This is a genomic window from Amycolatopsis sp. NPDC101161, from assembly GCF_044768185.1.
GTDB lineage: Bacteria > Actinomycetota > Actinomycetes > Mycobacteriales > Pseudonocardiaceae > Amycolatopsis.
The window spans coordinates 507,350-523,626 of sequence record NZ_JBIWPI010000004.1 but is presented as its reverse complement, the minus strand read 5'-3'; the positions used below and the strand labels follow the sequence as shown (position 1 = coordinate 523,626).

Sequence of the window (16,277 nt, the reverse complement as noted above, 5' to 3'; positions counted from 1 at the left end):
GTATGATGCCGTGGTGCCGGACGAGGTTCCCGAAGACGTGCTGGCGACCCCGCTGACGCTCCGGCTGGCCGGCCGCGCCGCCGACCCGCGCCCGGCCTACACCCAGCTCGACTGCTCCGGCGGGGCCGAACTCGCCGAGCGCACGCTGACCTGGGCCGAGCTGCTGGTGCGGGTCCGCGCCGTCGCCGCGGCCCTGCGCGAACTGGTCGAACCCGGCGAGCGCGTCGCGATCATCGCGCGGCAGGACCTGTCGTACGTCGTCGCGTTCTTCGGCGCGCTCTACGCCGGTGCCGTGGCCGTCCCGCTGTCGGCGCCGGACCTGCGAGCGCAGCGCGAGCGGCTCACCGGCGCGCTGAACGACTGCGACGCCGCCGTCTGGCTGACCTCCGAGCCGCTGCTGGAGAAGGTGCGCGAGCTGGCCGGGGTGCCGCGGCCGCGGGCCGTCGTCGCGGTGGACGCCCTGCCCGGGGCCGGGGAGTTGCCGCCGGCCGCGGTCCGCCCCGAGGACCCGGCCTACCTGCAGTACACCTCCGGCACGACCCGGTCCCCGGCCGGGGTGGTGATCAGCCACCGCGCGCTGGCCGCCGCCTGCTGGCAGGTGTGCGCCGCCTACGCCGTCGATTCCGCGGTCACCTGCGTCGGCTGGATCCCCTTCTTCCACGACATGGGACTGATCCAGCTGCTCTGCGGGCCGGTGCACAGCGGCGGGCGGTCGGTGTTCCTGGCGCCGCTGGAGTTCGTCCGCCGCCCGGCCCGCTGGCTGACGATGATGTCGGCGTACCCGAAGACGCTCACCGCCGCCCCGAACTTCGCCTACGACCTGCTGGTGGAAGCCGTCCCCGAGGCCCGCCGCCGTGAGTTCGACCTCTCCGGTGTGCACGTCGCGCTGAACGGCAGCGAACCCGTGCGCGCGGCGACCGTGGAAGCTTTCCTCGCCGCGTACGAGCCCCACGGGTTTCCCCGCGGGGCGTACCGGCCCTCGTACGGCTTGGCCGAAGGGACCGTCTTCGTCGCCGGCGGCGACGGGCACGGGCCGGTCACGACGGAGGTGGCCGGCCGCGAGCTGGTCTCCGCGGGCCGGCCGTGCGGTCAGCGGGTGCGCGTCGTCGACCCCGGACGCGGCGTCGCCGTGCCGGACGGCGAGACCGGCGAGATCTGGGTGCACGGGCCCAACGTCGCCGACGGCTACTGGCGGCGTCCCGAACTGACCGCCGAGGTGTTCGGCGGACGGCTCGACGGCGAGGACGGCTGGCTGCGCACCGGCGACCTGGGGCGCTGGGACGGCGAGCGGCTCTACGTCACCGGGCGGATCCGCGACCTGATCATCGTGGACGGACGCAACCACACCCCGCAGGACATCGAAGAGACGGTCGCCGCGGCCCACCCCACGCTGGGACCGGACCGGATCGCCGCGTTCGGCGTCGACGACCCGGCGGGGGAGAAGCTGGTGGTCGTCGCCGAACGCGCCCGGGGTGCCGTGGGCGCCGGGGTGGCCGAGGACGACGTGGCGCGGGCGGCGAGGCGGGCCGTCGCCACCGGTCACGACCTCCGCCTGCACGAGTTCCTGCTGGTCAAGCCGGGTGCGTTGCCGCGGACCTCCAGCGGGAAGGTGTCCCGGTCGGCGGCCCGGACCCGCTTTTGGGCCAAACGGCCCCGCTGAGTGCGCGCATGCGTCACAATCGGTGGATGCCCGCCGCGGAGTACTTCGACCGGATCACCGCCCTCGTGTGCCGGGTGTTCGACGTCGACCCCGCGACCATCGACCCGGACACGCCGTTCGCCGAGTTGGGCGTCGATTCGCGGCAGCGGGTCCGGCTGCTGGTGGAGGTCGAGGTCGAATTCGGGCTGGAAATCGACCTCGACGAGCTGGACCGGCTGCTCGACGTCCGCAACGCCGCCGAGGTGCTCGCGGACACCGTCGAGGGTGACCGGCCCGTGGTGCGGCTGGGGCAGCGGACCGGGTGAAAGGCCCGGGCGGCCCGGATGGCCGCTCGGTACATTTTGTGTGCATGTGCGACGGCACCGCGGGGCGCCGGCGTGCGTCGTACTGGGGACAGTGCGGGCGAAGGGTTTCACCTACGAGGAGGGGGCGCTGGTCATGCCGGACGGCGGCTACCAGGCGAGTTCAGACGCGATGCTCACGGCGCAGACCGCGCTCGAACGCGCCGCGGAGAAGACCACCGGCCAGGCGGGCAAGGTGGCGCCCACCCCGTTGACCCAGCAGTCCTTCGGCCGCGTCCACGGCCAGTACTTCAACGACTACAAGGCCGGGATCGACAGCATCGGCGCGGCGATGAAGGGGTACGCGGGCCAGCTGACCCAGCTCGGCGGCGGCGTCGGCACGGCCGCGACGTCGTACACCTCGAACGAAGAGCAGCAGGCGGCGGCCGCGAAGAAGGCGGGGGCGAACTGATGGCCAAGCCCACCCAGGCCGAGATCCAGGCCATGCTCGACGACCCGTACGTCACCGCGGGCACCAAGAACGCCCTCCTGAGCTCGTTCATGTTCGGGAACACCGAGCAGGCCTACGCCAAGGCCAAGGCCGAACACGACTCGAACGCGCAGGCCGACAAGACGCAGAGCGATGCCACCGCGAAGGCGGAGAAGGACCTGCAGGCCCAGACGCCTCCCGCGGCCGGCGGTGTCGGCGTCACGAAGTCCGACGAGGTGCTCGACCTCGGCAACCCGGCGCTCGACTTCTTCGCGCAGTGGGCCGACCAGATCTGGAACAAGATGCCCGACTGCCCGGGCCCCATCGACGTCCAGAAGGACATCCGGGACAAGTTCCACGAGAACCGGGAAATCGACTTCCAGAAGTTCCTCGACGAGGTCGACGACATGACCAAGGCGCACGGGGTCGTCGACCAGACCCGCACCGACGCCACGAACTCGCTGAGCACGCTGTTCCACGACTGGAAGGGCCAGGGCGCCACGGCGGCCAAGGTCAAGTACGAGCAGCGCATCCAGCCCGACGCCCAGGAACTGCTGACGCAGATGGAGGGCATCGGGAAGCTCGTGCCCGAAACCATGACGCACATCTACACCGCGGTGAAGACCAAGGTCGACGAGGTGCTGAAGCTGCGTTCGGACACGGTTGCCACCGCACCCCTGTACATCGCGCGGCAGGTCGTCGAGGTCGCGAACGGCAAGGTCGACTCGAAGGACAAGCTGAAGGACATCGCGGGCTGGCTGGACTCGGTGTGCCCGGGCAACAACCTCCAGCAGCGGCTGGAGGACGACGACAAGGGCCTCAACGACGAAAACAAGGAATACGCGATCGGCGCGGCGAAGCAGTGGCTCAAAGGCAGCTTCGCGGCCGATTTCGGGGGGCGTCACGACGCTTTCAACGCGCTGTGCAAGAACGCCACCGACACGATCAACCAGCACTTCCACACCCTGACGCGGTTCATGGCCGACTACACGAACCCGTTCCCCGACCCGGCGGCCGCGCCGAAACCCAGCACCGGAACCGGGACGGGCACCGGAACCGGCACGGGTACCGGGACGGGCACGGGGACCGGGACCGGGACGGGCACCGGTGGCGGCAGCGGCACCGGTGGGGGCGGCACCGGCGGCGGCGGTACGACGACGCCGTCGGCTTCCGTGCCACCGGCCACCCAGCCGGAGCACAAGCCCGGTGACGGCACCAACCCCATCACCGGCAAGCCGCTGGAAGTCAACCCGGACACCGGGCAGCCCTACCCGATCGACCCCAAGACCGGGGCGACGATCAAGGACGTCGACCACGACAGCGTCACGGTCCAGAAGGGCGACAACAAGATCTCGATGACCGAGCCCGACCAGGACGGCAAGATGGACGTCAAGGTCGACGACGGCAAGGGGCATCCGAAGGACTACAAGCTCGACTTCGACGACCCGAAGGGCGGCGAGGCCAAGGACGGCGCCGCCGGGGCCGACGGCAAGGACGGCAAGCACGGCGACTTCGGCCCGCAGGGCGCGAAGGACGGCAAGCCGGGGCCGGACGGCGCGTACCACCCGGGCCCGGACGGCAAGATCCACATCCAGGACGGCAACCTCAAGATCACCGCCGAGCAGCCGGACGGCCCCAACGGGCCCACTGTGGTGACGGTCGACGACGGCAAGGGTGAGCCCACCAAGTACACCCTCGACGACGAGAAGAGCGGCGACCCCAAGGCCGGCGGCCACGACCCGGCCGGCGGTCACGACAAGACCGATGGCCACGACCCGGCCGGCAGCCACGACCCGGCCGGCGGTCACGACAAGACCGACGGTCACGACAAGGGCGGCGACAAGGCCGGTCCGGTCGGCCCGGACGGCAAGCCGGAGAAGGTCACCACGATGCCGGCGACCGCCGACGGTCAGCCGGCTCCGGCGACCGCCGCCGCGACCGGCGGGTTCACCGCGCCTGGCGGCGTGGACACCGGCGCCGTGACCGCCGAGGCGACCGCGGGCGACGGCGGCGGTACTGCGGCGGCCGGCGGTGGCGGCAGCGCCGCGGACGCGACCACGACGGCGGGGTTCGGGAACGCCATCACGGGCGAGAGCACCGCACTCGAACCGGGTGCCGCCACGGGGGCCACCGCGCCGGTGGCTTCGGCGGACGTCGGGCTCGGCGTCGCGCCCACCGGGATGGACCACGCGATGGCGTCGGCGGGCGGCGCCTCGGCGGGCGGCTCGATGCCCGGCATGGGCATGATGGGCGGCATGATGGGCGGGACACCCGGCGGCGGTGGGGGCGACCAGCAGCGCGGCCCGAGCCAGTACCGCGTCGAAGGCGCGGTCTTCGAGACCCGCGGGTCCGGCGGGCGGATCAGCGGATCGCTGGACGACGACGGCGACCGTTCGATCAGCTACGAGCGATGAGGGGTAGGCGCCGATGAGTGCTGCGGACAGGTTGGCGGCCGCGATGAACGCGCTGGCCATGGCCACCCGGGAACAGCAGGAACAGCGGGGGCTGCGCGAACGGCACGTCGAAGAGGGCAAGGCCGCGGCGATGGAGACGCTGAAGCGCGACGCGGCGGTGCACGCGCGCTACATCGAACGCATGCAGGAGCTGAACAAGCGGCAGCAGAAGTCCGGCGGCTGGCTGACCGAGAAGGCACTCGCCGACCGCGACCACCGGATGTCGTTCGGCCCCGAAGACGACGAAACGGCCCCGGCCGACGAGTTCGCGAGCTACGCGCGGCCGGAGCCGCGGCACGAGGCGGCCCCGCCGCCTCCGCCGATCGCGCCGTCGGTGCCCGGGCCGCCCGAGCCGGCGCACGGCGCGGTGCCGGAGCCGCCGCCGTCGGCGGAACCCGCGCCGCCGGCACCCCGCCGCACGGGCCGCCACGCCCGCGTCGAGTCCTTCGACGACGACGACTTCTCGAACAACTCCTGGCTGGTCGACTGACCGTCCGCGTCAGTGCGCGGGTTCTTCCTCGCGCTCGATGGGGGCGCGCTTGACGTCCGCTTCGAGGAGGGCCCGGTACTTGTCGGTGCCGGTCAGGTGGGTGAGGAAGAACGCGGTGAACAGGGCCCGCGTGAGCTGCTGGGTCTTGCGGTGCGGCTTGCCGTGCATGATCAGCTGCGACCAGTGCTTGCCCTCGGTGACGCCCAGGTGGGTCGCCTTGCCGAGGGTGCGCAGCTGGACGTCTTCGCCGCCCCAGGCGTCGGTGATGGCCTCGGCGTGCCCGACCTTGGGGGCGACGAGGTCTTCTTCGGCGGCGAGGTGCAGCCCGGGGACGGTGATGGCCTTGGCCGCCTCGGTGGCGGGCGGCATCGTCTGGGCGGCGGTGATGGTCGCGACGGCCTTGATCCGGGGGTTTTCGGACTGGGCGTCCTGAGCCGCGGCGAGGACGGCGGAGCCGCCCCCGGTGGAGTGCCCGGCGAGGCCGAGCTTGCCGGGATCGACGCTGATGCCGTCCGGCCCGAGCCGCACGGTGGTGACGACGTCGAGGGTGGTCAGCAGATCGGCGGCGAGCAACCGGTGCGAGGGAAGTGGCCCCCGCTGGGTGGCGGGCGCGGCGGCGACGATGCCCCAGCTGGCGAGGTGGTGCAGCAGCTGCCGGTACCGATCGGGCGGCTGCAGCCACCCGTGCCCGAAGGCCAGGGCGGGCAACCCGAGCCCGGCGCGTGGTGTGTAGACGACGCCGGGCAGCCCGACCAGGGCAAGGTTGCCCCGCAGGACCTCGTGCGGACCCGGGTGCGTCAACTCCGCGAGCAGCTGCTTGGGCTTGCTGGCCATGCCCGGAACCCTAGCGCCCGGCCGCAGGTGAGGCGCGCCCGCCGCCCGGCGCGCCGCCGCGGTGAGGACCTTTTCGCGGGCCGGTGGGCTCGACCGCCCGGAGCGCCGCCGACGCGAGCCGCCCGCTGCAGCGCTTGCCGCCCGGCGCGACGCGAGCCGCCCGCTGCGGCGCTTGCCGCGGCGCTTGCCGCCCGCTGCGGCGCCCGCTGCGGCGCTTGCCGCCCGCTGCGGCGCTTGCCGTCCGGCGCGACGCGAGCCGCCCGCGATGCTCGCCGGCTGCGGCCCTCGCCGCCCGCGGTGCTCACCGGCTGGGCGGCCGTCGCCAGCCCGGCCGGGCACGGAGTCAGAAGACCGGCAGCCGGAGAGCAGAACCGGCACTCCACCCAGCCCCCTCCCCCCACCCCGATCCGAAGCCAGAACACGGACGGCAACACCGGGTCAAGGCATCTTTCCCGCCTTGACGCGGTGCTGCCGTCCGTAGTCACAATCAGGCTTCGGGGTGGCGGGAGCAACGAGAGCCACGTGTGGGTGACCCAGCATTGGTCCGGACCACCACCTCCGATGAAAGCCCAGGTCATCCCCGGTACCCGGACCCCGTCAACCCGCCAACCATCCCTCGTTAGGCTGGAGTGCGTGTGTGGAATCGTGGGATATGTCGGGCACCGCCCGGCTCTGGACGTCGTCCTCGGTGGGCTCCGGCGCATGGAGTACCGCGGGTACGACTCGGCCGGGATCGCCGTGCTGGACGGCGGCGAACTGACCGTCGAGCGGAAGGCCGGCCGGCTGGCCAACCTGGAAGCCGAGCTCGACAAGGTCGGCCGGGAAAGCTTCACCGGCACCGCCGGCATGGGCCACACCCGCTGGGCCACCCACGGCGCGCCGATCGACCGCAACTCGCACCCGCACCGGGACGCCTCGCAGCGCGTCGCCGTCGTGCACAACGGCATCATCGAAAACTTCGCCACCCTCCGCGCCGAGCTGGAAGCCGACGGCGTCGAGATGGCCAGTGACACCGACAGCGAGACCGCCGCGCACCTCGTCGCCCGCGCCTACACCGAAGGCGACACCAAGGGTGACCTCCCCGCGAGCGTCGCCGCCGTCTGCCGCCGCCTCGAAGGCGCCTTCACCCTGGTCGTGACGCACGCCGACCAGCCGGACACCATCGTCGCCGCGCGGCGGTCGTCGCCGCTGGTCGTGGGGGTCGGGGAAGGCGAGCACTTCGTCGCCTCCGACGTCGCCGCCTTCATCGAGCACACCCGCGAGGCCGTCGAACTGGGCCAGGACCAGCTCGTCGTCATCACCCGCGAGGGCTACGAGGTCACCGACTTCCACGGCGACGCCGCCCAGGCCAAGCCGTTCACCGTCGACTGGGACCTGTCCGCCGCCGAAAAGGGCGGCCACGAGTACTTCATGCTCAAGGAGATCGAGGAGCAGCCCGAAGCGCTGGCCAACACGCTGCGCGGCCACTTCGAGTCCGGCCGGATCATCCTCGACGAGCAGCGCATCTCCGACCAGGACCTGCGCGACGTCGACAAGGTCTTCGTCGTCGCCTGCGGCTCGGCCTACCACTCCGGCCTGGTCGCGAAGTACGCCATCGAGCACTGGACGCGGCTGCCGGTCGAGGTCGAGCTGGCCTCGGAGTTCCGCTACCGCGACCCGGTCCTCGACCGCGACACGCTGGTCGTCGCCGTCTCCCAGTCCGGCGAGACGGCGGACACGCTCGAAGCCGTCCGGCACGCGCGCGAGCAGAAGGCGCGCGTCCTGGCGGTCTGCAACACCAACGGCGCGCAGATCCCGCGGGAGTCCGACGCCGTCCTCTACACCCACGCCGGCCCCGAGATCGGCGTCGCCTCGACCAAGGCGTTCCTCGCCCAGATCGCGGCGAACTACCTGGTCGGCCTGGCGCTGGCGCAGGCCCGCGGCACGAAGTACCCGGACGAGGTCGCCCGCGAGTTCGCCGAGCTGGAGGCCATGCCCGCGGCCGTCCAGAAGGTACTGTCCACTGTGGACCAGGTGCGGGACCTCGGCCGTCGGATCGCGGACTCGAAGGCGGTGCTGTTCCTCGGCCGCCACGTCGGCTTCCCGGTCGCCCTCGAAGGCGCGCTGAAGCTCAAGGAACTCGCGTACATGCACGCCGAGGGCTTCGCGGCCGGCGAGCTCAAGCACGGCCCGATCGCGCTGATCGAGGACGGCCTGCCGGTCGTCGTCGTGATGCCGTCGCCCAAGGGCCGCGCGGTGCTGCACTCCAAGCTCGTGTCGAACATCAGCGAGATCCAGGCGCGCGGCGCCCGCACGATCGTGATCGCCGAAGAGGGCGACGAGACCGTCCGGCCGTTCGCCGACGAGCTCATCGAGGTCCCCGCGGTGCCGACGCTGCTGCAGCCGCTGGTGTCCACGGTGCCGCTGCAGGTGCTGGCCGCGGAGATCGCCCGCGCCCGCGGGTACGACGTCGACAAGCCGCGTAACCTGGCGAAGTCCGTCACCGTCGAGTAGCGGGAGGCCTTCGCCGTGCAGGGAATCTGGACCACGGAACGGATTCGCGAGGCGGAGGCCAGGGCGTTCGCCGTCACGCCGGAAGGCGAGCTGATGCGCCGGGCGTCGTTCGGGCTCGCCGTGCAGATCGCCGACCTGCTCGAAGACCACACCGGCGGCGTGTCCGGCCGCCGGGTCGTGCTCCTGGTCGGCTCCGGGGACAACGGCGGCGACGCCCTGTGGGCGGGAGCCTTCCTCCGGAAGCGCGGGGTCGCCGTCGCGGCGGTCCTGCTCAAGCCCGAGAAGGCGCACGCCAAGGGGCTGGCAGCGCTGAAGCGGGCGGGTGGCCGCGTGGTGTCCGCCGAGGACAGTCCACAGTGGATCAAACGGGCCGACGTCGTGGTCGACGGGATCGTCGGGATCTCCGGCAAGGGTGGCCTGCGGCCGGACGCGGCGAGGCTCGTCGAACTGGTCGAGGCGCCGATCGTCGCGGTCGACCTGCCCAGCGGCGTCGACCCGGACACGGGCGCGGTCGACGGCCCCGCGGTGAAGGCGACCAAAACGGTCACGTTCGGCGCGCTCAAGCCGGTGCACGCGCTCGCGCCCGCCCACTGCGGTGAAGTCGTGCTGGTCGACATCGGCCTCGAGCTGGCCGAGCCGGACCTGCGCAGGCTCGACATCGTCGACGTCGCGGCGGCCTGGCCGATCCCAGGACCCGAGGACGACAAGTACAGCCAGGGTGTCGTGGGCATCGCGGCGGGCTCGGCGACGTACCCGGGCGCGGCGGTGCTGGCGGCGGGCTCGGCGGTCCGCGCGACGGCGGGCATGGTCCGCTACGCCGGCCACGCGGCCGACGTCGTCCGGGCGCAGTGGCCGGAGATCATCGCGACGGGCACGGTCGCGGACGCCGGGCGCGTCCAGGCGTGGGCGGTCGGCCCGGGCATCGGCACGGGCTCGGAGGGCCGCGACGTCTTGCGGCACGTGCTGGGCCAGGGCGTCCCGGTGTGCGCGGACGCCGACGCGACGACGATCATCGCGAAGTCCCCGGACGTCCTGGACGCGCGCGACCCGGACACGCCGCTGGTCCTGACCCCGCACGCGGGCGAGTACGAGCGGCTGATGGGCCGGAAGCCGGGCGCGGACCGCGTGACGGCGGCGCGCGAAGCGGCGAAGAAGTACGACGCGGTGGTGCTGCTGAAGGGGCACGTCACGGTGATCGCGGCCCCGGACGGCCGGGTCGCGGTGAACACGCCCCGGGGCGCCTGGCTGGCGACGGCGGGCTCGGGCGACGTGCTGTCGGGCCTGGTGGGCTCGCTGCTGGCAGCGGGCTTGGACCCGTGGCTGGCGGCGGCGATGGCGGCCCACGTGCACTCGCTGGCCGGGGCGATCGCCGCCCAGAACGCCCCGACGTCGGCATCGGGCCTGGTCCACGCGATCCCGGAGGCCATCCGGTCGATCCGCTCGCTAACGTCCTGAGAAGAGTTATCGAGTTCTCTGTTAACTCCGGGCGATAAATCTGGTAAGAATGCCGTGTGAGCGGCGGCACAGCATCATCGGGAGACCGGAAGACCCGGCCGTCCGATGCCGTCGTCGAACAGCGGCGGCAGGACATCCTCGACCACGTCATCGAGCACGGCGAAGCCCGCATCGACGACCTGACCTCGCGGTTCAAGGTCAGCCTCATGACCATGCACCGCGACCTCGACGACCTGGCCGAACGCCGTCTCCTGCGCAAGCTGCGCGGCAAGGTCGAGGCCTACCCGGCCCTCACCATCGAGACCGCCGCCCGCTTCCGCGACACCCTCCACCACGGCGAGAAAGACGCCCTGGGCGAAGCCGCCGCGAACCACGTCCAGCCGGGGCAGACCGTCTTCGTCGACGACTCCACGACGCTGCTGCCGCTGGTCAAGCGCCTCGCCGAGATCGACGCTCTCACCGTCGTCACCAACTCGCTGCACGCCGCGCGCCTGCTGGGCCCGAAGAACGACGTCGTGCTCGCCGGCGGCCGGTACTCGCCCGAGTACGACTCCTGCGCCGGCCCCGAGGTCCTCAACCTGCTCGACTCCATCCGCGCCGACGTCTCGTTCGTCTCGGTCACCGCCGTCGCCGTCGGGCGGCTCTTCCACCCCGACCGCGACTACGCCGAGCTCAAGAAGGCCGCCCTGCGCGTCGCGAACCAGAGCGTCCTCGTCGTCGACCACTCGAAGTTCGGCCGGACCGCCACCTACGCGCACGGCGACGTCGGCGACTACGACCTGCTGATCACGGGCCAAGCCACACCCACCGAGGAGATCGAGGCCGCGCTCAACGCGGGCACCACGATCGAGATCGTCGAACACGTCGCAGAGGGGCAGCCCTATGACAGCTGAGCTGGTCGCCGGCATCGACTCGTCCACGCAGTCGACCAAGGTCGTCGTGTGCGACGCCGAAACCGGCGAGATCGTCCGCACCGGCCGCGCGCCGCACCCGGAGGGCACCGAAGTCGATCCCGCCGCTTGGTGGGACGCCTTCGGCCAGGCCACGAAGGGCCTGCTCGACGACGTCAAGGCCATCGGCGTCGGCGGTCAGCAGCACGGCATGGTCACCCTCGACGAAGACGGCGAGGTCGTCCGGCCCGCGCTGCTGTGGAACGACACCCGCTCCGCGCGCTCGGCCCTCGACCTCATCGACGAGCTGGGCGGCCCGTCGGTCTGGGCCAAGTCCGTCGGCTCGGTGCCGGTCGCGAGCTTCACCGTCACGAAGCTGCGCTGGCTGGCCGACAACGAGCCCGAGCTCGCCGACCGCGTCGCCCGCGTGCTGCTCCCGCACGACTGGCTGACCTGGAAGCTCACCGGCGGCGACCCGGTCACCGACCGCGGCGACGCGTCCGGCACCGGCTACTTCTCGCCGTCCGACAACGCCTACCGGCTCGACGTCCTGAGCCACGCCTTCGGCGGCCGCACGCCGGAGCTGCCGACCGTGCTCGGCCCGGCCGACGCCGCCGGCCACACCCCGGACGGGGTGCTCGTCTCGGCGGGCACCGGCGACAACATGGCCGCCGCGCTCGGGCTGGAGCTCAAGCCCGGGGACGCCGTCGTCTCGCTCGGCACCAGCGGCACCGTGTTCGGCGTCGCCGAGACCGGCGCGGCCGACGTCAGCGGCGAGGTCGCCGGCTTCGCCGACGCCACCGGCCGCTTCCTCCCGCTGGCCTGCACGCTCAACGCCGCCCGCGTCCTCACCGCGACGGCGTCGATGCTCGGCGCGACGCTCAGCGAGTTCGACCGGCTCGCCCTGTCCGCCGAACCGGGTGCCGGGGGCCTGACCTTCCTGCCCTACCTGGACGGCGAGCGCACCCCGAACCTCCCCGGCGCGACCGGCTCGCTGAGCGGGTTGACCAGGGACAACATGACCCCGCAGAACCTCGCGCGCAGCGCCGTCGAAGGCATGCTCTGCGGCCTCGCCGCCGGCCTCGACGCCGTGCGCGCGCACGGGCTCGACGTCCAGCGCGTGCTGCTGATCGGCGGGGGCGCGCAGTCGGCCGCCGTCCGCGCGGTCGCGCCGCTGGTGTTCGGCGTGCCCGTGCAGCTGCCCGAAGTCGCCGAGTACGTCGCCATCGGGGCGGCGCGCCAGGCGGCCTGGGCCCTGGCTTCCAGCGCGGAACCCCCGTCCTGGCAGAAGAACCAGAAGCTCCGGCTCGAGCTGGACGAGCCGACCGAGGCGCAGCGCGCCGAGGGCCACCGGATCCAGCAGCGCCACCTCGAAGCCCGCGAAGCGGCGTACGGGGTCCGGCGGAATCTCGGAGAGGACTGACCGATGGCTTCCATCACCTACGACAAGGCGACCCGGCGCTACGCCGGTTCGGAGCGCCCCGCGGTCGACGCGCTGGACCTGGAGATCGCCGACGGCGAGTTCCTGGTGCTGGTCGGCCCGTCCGGCTGCGGCAAGTCGACCAGCCTGCGCATGCTCGCCGGCCTCGAGGACATCGACGACGGCGCCGTCTGGATCGGCGACCGCGACGTCACGCAGCTGCCGCCGCGCTCGCGCGACATCGCGATGGTGTTCCAGAACTACGCGCTGTACCCGCACATGACGGTCGCCCAGAACATGGGCTTCGCGCTGAAGATCGCCGGGCGGCCCGCGTCCGAGATCAAGCAGAAGGTCCTCGAGGCCGCGAAGCTGCTGGACATCGTGGACTACCTCGACCGCAAGCCGAAGGCGCTCTCCGGCGGTCAGCGCCAGCGCGTCGCGATGGGCCGCGCGATCGTCCGCGAGCCGCAGGTCTTCCTCATGGACGAGCCGCTGTCGAACCTCGACGCCAAGCTGCGCGTCTCGACGCGTACGCAGATCGCCGCGCTGCAGCGCCGCCTCGGCGTCACGACCGTGTACGTCACGCACGACCAGGTCGAGGCCATGACGATGGGCGACCGCGTCGCCGTGCTGTCCGACGGCCTGCTGCAGCAGTGCGACACCCCGCGCGCCCTGTACGACCGGCCCGCAAACGCTTTCGTCGCCGGGTTCATCGGCTCGCCGGCGATGAACCTCGTCACCGCGAAGCTGACGGCGGACGGCGCCGAGGTCGGTGGGGCGCGGGTGCCGCTGACCCGCGAGACCATCGCCGCGGCCGACGGCGACACCGTGACCCTCGGCTTCCGGCCGGAGGCCCTCGAGGTCGCCACCGGTGAAGGCACCCTGCCGATCAAGGTGGACCTGGTCGAGGAGCTCGGCTCGGACGCCTACGTCTACGGCAAGCTCGCCGAGACCGACGCGGCCGACAACAAGTCCAACGTCGTCGCCCGGGTCGACCCGCGCACGCCGCCCGCCATGGGCGACACGCTCAACCTGCGGATCCGCCCCGACGAGCTGCACGTGTTCTCCGCCACGTCCGGGCTGCGCCTGCCCTGACCTCGGGTCATGGGAAACTGGAGGGCGTTATGACCTCCAGTTTCCCGCGGGCGCAGGTCGACATCGACCTCGACGCGATCCGCCACAACCTCACCCTGCTGGGCGCCCGCGCGCCCGGCGCCGAGGTGATGGCCGTGGTGAAGGCCGACGCCTACGGCCACGGCGCGCTGCCGGTGGCGCGCGCCGCGGTCGAGGCCGGGGCCGCCTGGCTGGGCACCTGCTCGCTCGGCGAGGCCCTCGCCCTGCGCGAGGCCGGGATCACCACCCGGCTGTTCAGCTGGCTGGACACCCCGGACGTCGACTTCGCGCCGGGCATCGAAGCCGGCGTCGACCTGGCCGCCAGCTCGCTGGGTGAGCTACGCCGCATCGCCGGCGCCGCTCCCGCGGGTACCCGGGCGCGTGTGCACCTCAAGATCGACACCGGGCTCTCGCGCAACGGCTGCCCGCCGGCCGCCTGGGCCGAGCTGGTCGAAGCGGCGGCCGCCGAACCGCGGGTCGAAGTCGTCGCCATCTGGTCCCACCTCGCGTGCGCGGACGAGCCGGACCACCCGGCGACCGATCTGCAGGCCAAGCGCTTCGCCGAGGCCTACGACGCCGCCCGCGCGGCGGGGCTGGACCCGAAGCGGCACTTGGCGAACTCCGCGGCCCTGCTCACCCGGCCGGACCTGCACTTCGACGTCGTCCGGCCCGGGATCGCGATGTACGGGCTCAACCCGGTGCCGCAGGCCGAAGACCTGCGCCCGGCCATGACGTTCCGGTCGGCGGTCGTGCTCGTCAAGCGCGTCGAAGCCGGGGAGTCGGTGTCCTACGGGCACACCTGGACGGCTCCGCGCGACACGAACCTGGCGCTGGTGCCGGCCGGGTACGCCGACGGCGTGCCGCGGTCGCTGTCCGGCCGGATGGACGTCTGGCTCGGCGGGCGGCGGCGGCCGGTCGCCGGGCGGGTCTGCATGGACCAGCTGGTCGTCGACTGCGGGGATTTCGAGCCGTCGGTGGGCGACGAGGTCGTCCTGTTCGGGGCGGGGGCGCACGGCGAGCCGACGGCCCGCGAATGGGCCGACAAGCTGGGCACGATCGACTACGAGATCGTCACTTCGATGTACCGCCCGCGGGTGCGGCGCCGGTATCTGGGGGACCGATCGTGACACCTTCACGACGACTGCTGGCCATCGCCGGCGGGGTCGGGGCCCTCGCCACGGGGACCGCCGCCGCCGCAATCGTCGCCGCGCAGCAGCGGCGGCACAGTGAGGATCCGTACGTGGACGAGCCGCTGGGGGAGCTGAAGCCCGACCGTGCGTCCACGGTCGCGGCCGAGGACGGCACGCCGCTTTCGGTCGAGGAGATCGACCCGGGGGACGGCGGAAAGCCCGAACTGACCGTCGTGGGGGTGCACGGCTTCGCGCTTTCGAAGCGTTGCTGGCACTTCCAGCGCCGTGACCTCGAGTCGCTTCGGCTGCCTCGCGTGCGTCAGGTGTACTACGACCACCGCGGCCACGGCCTGTCCGGCGCGGCGTCCGCGGAGAACTCGACGATCGAGCAGCTGGCCCGCGACCTCGACGTCGTGCTGCGGTCGGTGGTGCCGGAGGGGCCCATCGTGCTGATGGGGCACTCGATGGGCGGCATGGTGATCATGGAGCTGGCCGCCGAGTTCCCCGAACTGTTCGAAGAGCGGGTCGAGGGCGTCGCCTTCATCGCGACCGCGGCGGGCGAAGTGGGCGCACGCGGGTTGCCGCGTTCGCTGCTGTCGAAGTACAACCCGCTGACGCGCGCCGCCGGCGGTCTCGCCGGGTGGCAGCCGGGGCTGGTCGAGTTCGTCCGCGCGGCGGGCGGGCAGCTGACGCGCCAGGCGGTGCGGCGGCTGGCGTTCGGCAGCCGCGAGGTCGCGCCGCGGCTCGTCGACTTCATGCTCGAAATGCTGGAAGTGACGCCGGTGCGCGGGCTCGTCAACTTCGTCGACACCCTCGGCAGCCACAACCGCTACGCCGCGCTGGCCGGGCTGAAGCACGCGGAAGTGCTGGTCATCGGCGGCGATTCGGACCGGTTCACGCCGTTCTCGCACGCCGAGCGGATCGCGGCCGAGCTGCCCGACGCGGAGCTGGTCCGCGTCCGCGGCGCCGGCCACATGGTCCAGCTCGAGCAGCCCGAGCTGGTGAACAGCCATCTGATCGATCTCCTGCAACGCTGTTCCGGTGCGGACGGCGAATCCTCGTCCCGGCGAACCTGGTGGTGGCAGCGTTGAGCTTCGTGTTCCCGACCCCCGACGAAACGATGGACTTCGGCCGGGTCCTCGGGCGTTCCCTGCGCGCGGGTGACCTGGTGCTGCTCGCGGGTCCCCTCGGCGCGGGCAAGACGACGCTGACCCGCGGCATCGCGGACGGCCTCGGCGTCGGCGGCCGCGTCAGCTCCCCGACGTTCGTGCTGGCCCGCGTCCACCCGGCGGGCGATCTTGGCGTGCCCCTGGTGCACGTGGACGCGTACCGGCTGGGCGGGGACCTGTCCCAGCTGGACGACCTGGACCTGGACACGGACCTGGAGCGCTCGGCGATCGTGGTCGAGTGGGGCGAGGGCTCGGCGGAGCGGCTGTCGGAGGACTACCTGGTGGTCCGCCTGGACCGCCGCGAGGACGACGTCCGCGAAGTGACGCTGGAACCGCACGGCACCTGGGCCGAACGCACTCCGGAGCTCGCCAAGACCTCGTGAGTGAGAAACAGTGTTC

Annotated in this window: 14 protein-coding genes; 13 read left to right on the top strand and 1 reads right to left on the bottom strand. The window is 72.5% G+C overall.

What is annotated here, in order from left to right:
• Positions 1 to 10: 10 nt before the first annotated feature.
• From ACIRSS_RS30005 to ACIRSS_RS29985, 5 genes are all read left to right on the top strand, one after another.
• The gene (locus ACIRSS_RS30005; RefSeq protein ID WP_400900686.1) at positions 11 to 1,660 is read left to right on the top strand and encodes a fatty acyl-AMP ligase; all 1,650 of its coding nucleotides are present in this window, start codon (positions 11 to 13) and stop codon (positions 1,658 to 1,660) included.
• 26 nt (positions 1,661 to 1,686) lie between these two features.
• The gene (locus tag ACIRSS_RS30000) at positions 1,687 to 1,965 is read left to right on the top strand and encodes an acyl carrier protein (RefSeq protein WP_400900684.1); all 279 of its coding nucleotides are present in this window, start codon (positions 1,687 to 1,689) and stop codon (positions 1,963 to 1,965) included.
• A 91-nt stretch (positions 1,966 to 2,056) separates the two neighbouring features.
• A complete protein-coding gene (locus ACIRSS_RS29995; protein ID WP_400900682.1) occupies positions 2,057 to 2,413 on the top strand; it encodes a hypothetical protein in 357 nt (118 codons plus the stop codon).
• Positions 2,413 to 4,845, top strand: a complete 2,433-nt coding sequence (locus ACIRSS_RS29990; protein WP_400900680.1) for a hypothetical protein — start codon at positions 2,413 to 2,415, stop codon at positions 4,843 to 4,845. Before ACIRSS_RS29995 ends, ACIRSS_RS29990 begins: the two co-directional genes overlap by 1 nt.
• Before the next feature lie 13 nt (positions 4,846 to 4,858).
• The gene (locus tag ACIRSS_RS29985; protein WP_400900679.1) at positions 4,859 to 5,374 is read left to right on the top strand and encodes a hypothetical protein; all 516 of its coding nucleotides are present in this window, start codon (positions 4,859 to 4,861) and stop codon (positions 5,372 to 5,374) included.
• A 9-nt stretch (positions 5,375 to 5,383) separates the two neighbouring features.
• On the opposite strand, the gene ACIRSS_RS29980 is transcribed toward ACIRSS_RS29985, so the two are convergent.
• The gene (locus ACIRSS_RS29980; RefSeq protein WP_400900677.1) at positions 5,384 to 6,208 is read right to left on the bottom strand and encodes a dienelactone hydrolase family protein; all 825 of its coding nucleotides are present in this window, start codon (positions 6,206 to 6,208) and stop codon (positions 5,384 to 5,386) included.
• 633 nt (positions 6,209 to 6,841) lie between these two features.
• On the opposite strand from ACIRSS_RS29980, the gene glmS reads away from it, so the two are divergent.
• The 8 genes from glmS to tsaE are packed head-to-tail and all read left to right on the top strand — an operon-like array spanning position 6,842 to position 16,261.
• Positions 6,842 to 8,701 (top strand): glutamine--fructose-6-phosphate transaminase (isomerizing), encoded by a 1,860-nt coding sequence (gene glmS, locus ACIRSS_RS29975; RefSeq protein WP_400900675.1) that lies wholly within the window; start codon positions 6,842 to 6,844, stop codon positions 8,699 to 8,701.
• Positions 8,702 to 8,716: 15 nt separating this feature from the next.
• On the top strand, positions 8,717 to 10,156 hold the full coding sequence (locus ACIRSS_RS29970) for an NAD(P)H-hydrate dehydratase (RefSeq protein ID WP_400900673.1): 1,440 nt from the start codon (positions 8,717 to 8,719) through the stop codon (positions 10,154 to 10,156).
• A 56-nt stretch (positions 10,157 to 10,212) separates the two neighbouring features.
• Positions 10,213 to 11,049 carry a DeoR/GlpR family DNA-binding transcription regulator gene (locus ACIRSS_RS29965; protein ID WP_400900671.1) on the top strand — a complete coding sequence of 279 codons (837 nt, stop codon included), beginning with the start codon at positions 10,213 to 10,215 and terminating at the stop codon, positions 11,047 to 11,049.
• Complete coding sequence (gene xylB, locus ACIRSS_RS29960) at positions 11,039 to 12,469, top strand: xylulokinase (protein WP_400900669.1); 1,431 nt, start codon at positions 11,039 to 11,041, stop codon at positions 12,467 to 12,469. Before ACIRSS_RS29965 ends, xylB begins: the two co-directional genes overlap by 11 nt.
• Before the next feature lie 3 nt (positions 12,470 to 12,472).
• Positions 12,473 to 13,561 carry an ABC transporter ATP-binding protein gene (locus ACIRSS_RS29955; RefSeq protein WP_400900667.1) on the top strand — a complete coding sequence of 363 codons (1,089 nt, stop codon included), beginning with the start codon at positions 12,473 to 12,475 and terminating at the stop codon, positions 13,559 to 13,561.
• A 29-nt stretch (positions 13,562 to 13,590) separates the two neighbouring features.
• Entirely contained in the window at positions 13,591 to 14,706 is a 1,116-nt protein-coding gene (alr, locus tag ACIRSS_RS29950) for an alanine racemase (protein ID WP_400900665.1), read from the top strand.
• A complete protein-coding gene (locus tag ACIRSS_RS29945; RefSeq protein WP_400900663.1) occupies positions 14,703 to 15,800 on the top strand; it encodes an alpha/beta fold hydrolase in 1,098 nt (365 codons plus the stop codon). Before alr ends, ACIRSS_RS29945 begins: the two co-directional genes overlap by 4 nt.
• Positions 15,797 to 16,261: a tRNA (adenosine(37)-N6)-threonylcarbamoyltransferase complex ATPase subunit type 1 TsaE gene (gene tsaE, locus ACIRSS_RS29940; RefSeq protein ID WP_400900661.1), complete on the top strand. Its 465-nt coding sequence runs from the start codon at positions 15,797 to 15,799 to the stop codon at positions 16,259 to 16,261. Before ACIRSS_RS29945 ends, tsaE begins: the two co-directional genes overlap by 4 nt.
• The last annotated feature ends 16 nt before the right edge of the window (positions 16,262 to 16,277 follow it).

Bases quoted from the DNA above. Each gene is read 5' to 3' on its own strand.
- ACIRSS_RS29955 (WP_400900667.1), top strand. From the start codon at position 12,473: ATGGCTTCCATCACCTACGACAAGGCGACCCGGCGCTACGCCGGTTCG.
- ACIRSS_RS30000 (WP_400900684.1), top strand. From the start codon at position 1,687: ATGCCCGCCGCGGAGTACTTCGACCGGATCACCGCCCTCGTGTGCCGG.
- ACIRSS_RS29990 (WP_400900680.1), top strand. From the start codon at position 2,413: ATGGCCAAGCCCACCCAGGCCGAGATCCAGGCCATGCTCGACGACCCG.
- ACIRSS_RS29980 (WP_400900677.1), bottom strand. From the start codon at position 6,208: ATGGCCAGCAAGCCCAAGCAGCTGCTCGCGGAGTTGACGCACCCGGGT.
- alr (WP_400900665.1), top strand. From the start codon at position 13,591: ATGACCTCCAGTTTCCCGCGGGCGCAGGTCGACATCGACCTCGACGCG.
- ACIRSS_RS29985 (WP_400900679.1), top strand. From the start codon at position 4,859: ATGAGTGCTGCGGACAGGTTGGCGGCCGCGATGAACGCGCTGGCCATG.
- xylB (WP_400900669.1), top strand. From the start codon at position 11,039: ATGACAGCTGAGCTGGTCGCCGGCATCGACTCGTCCACGCAGTCGACC.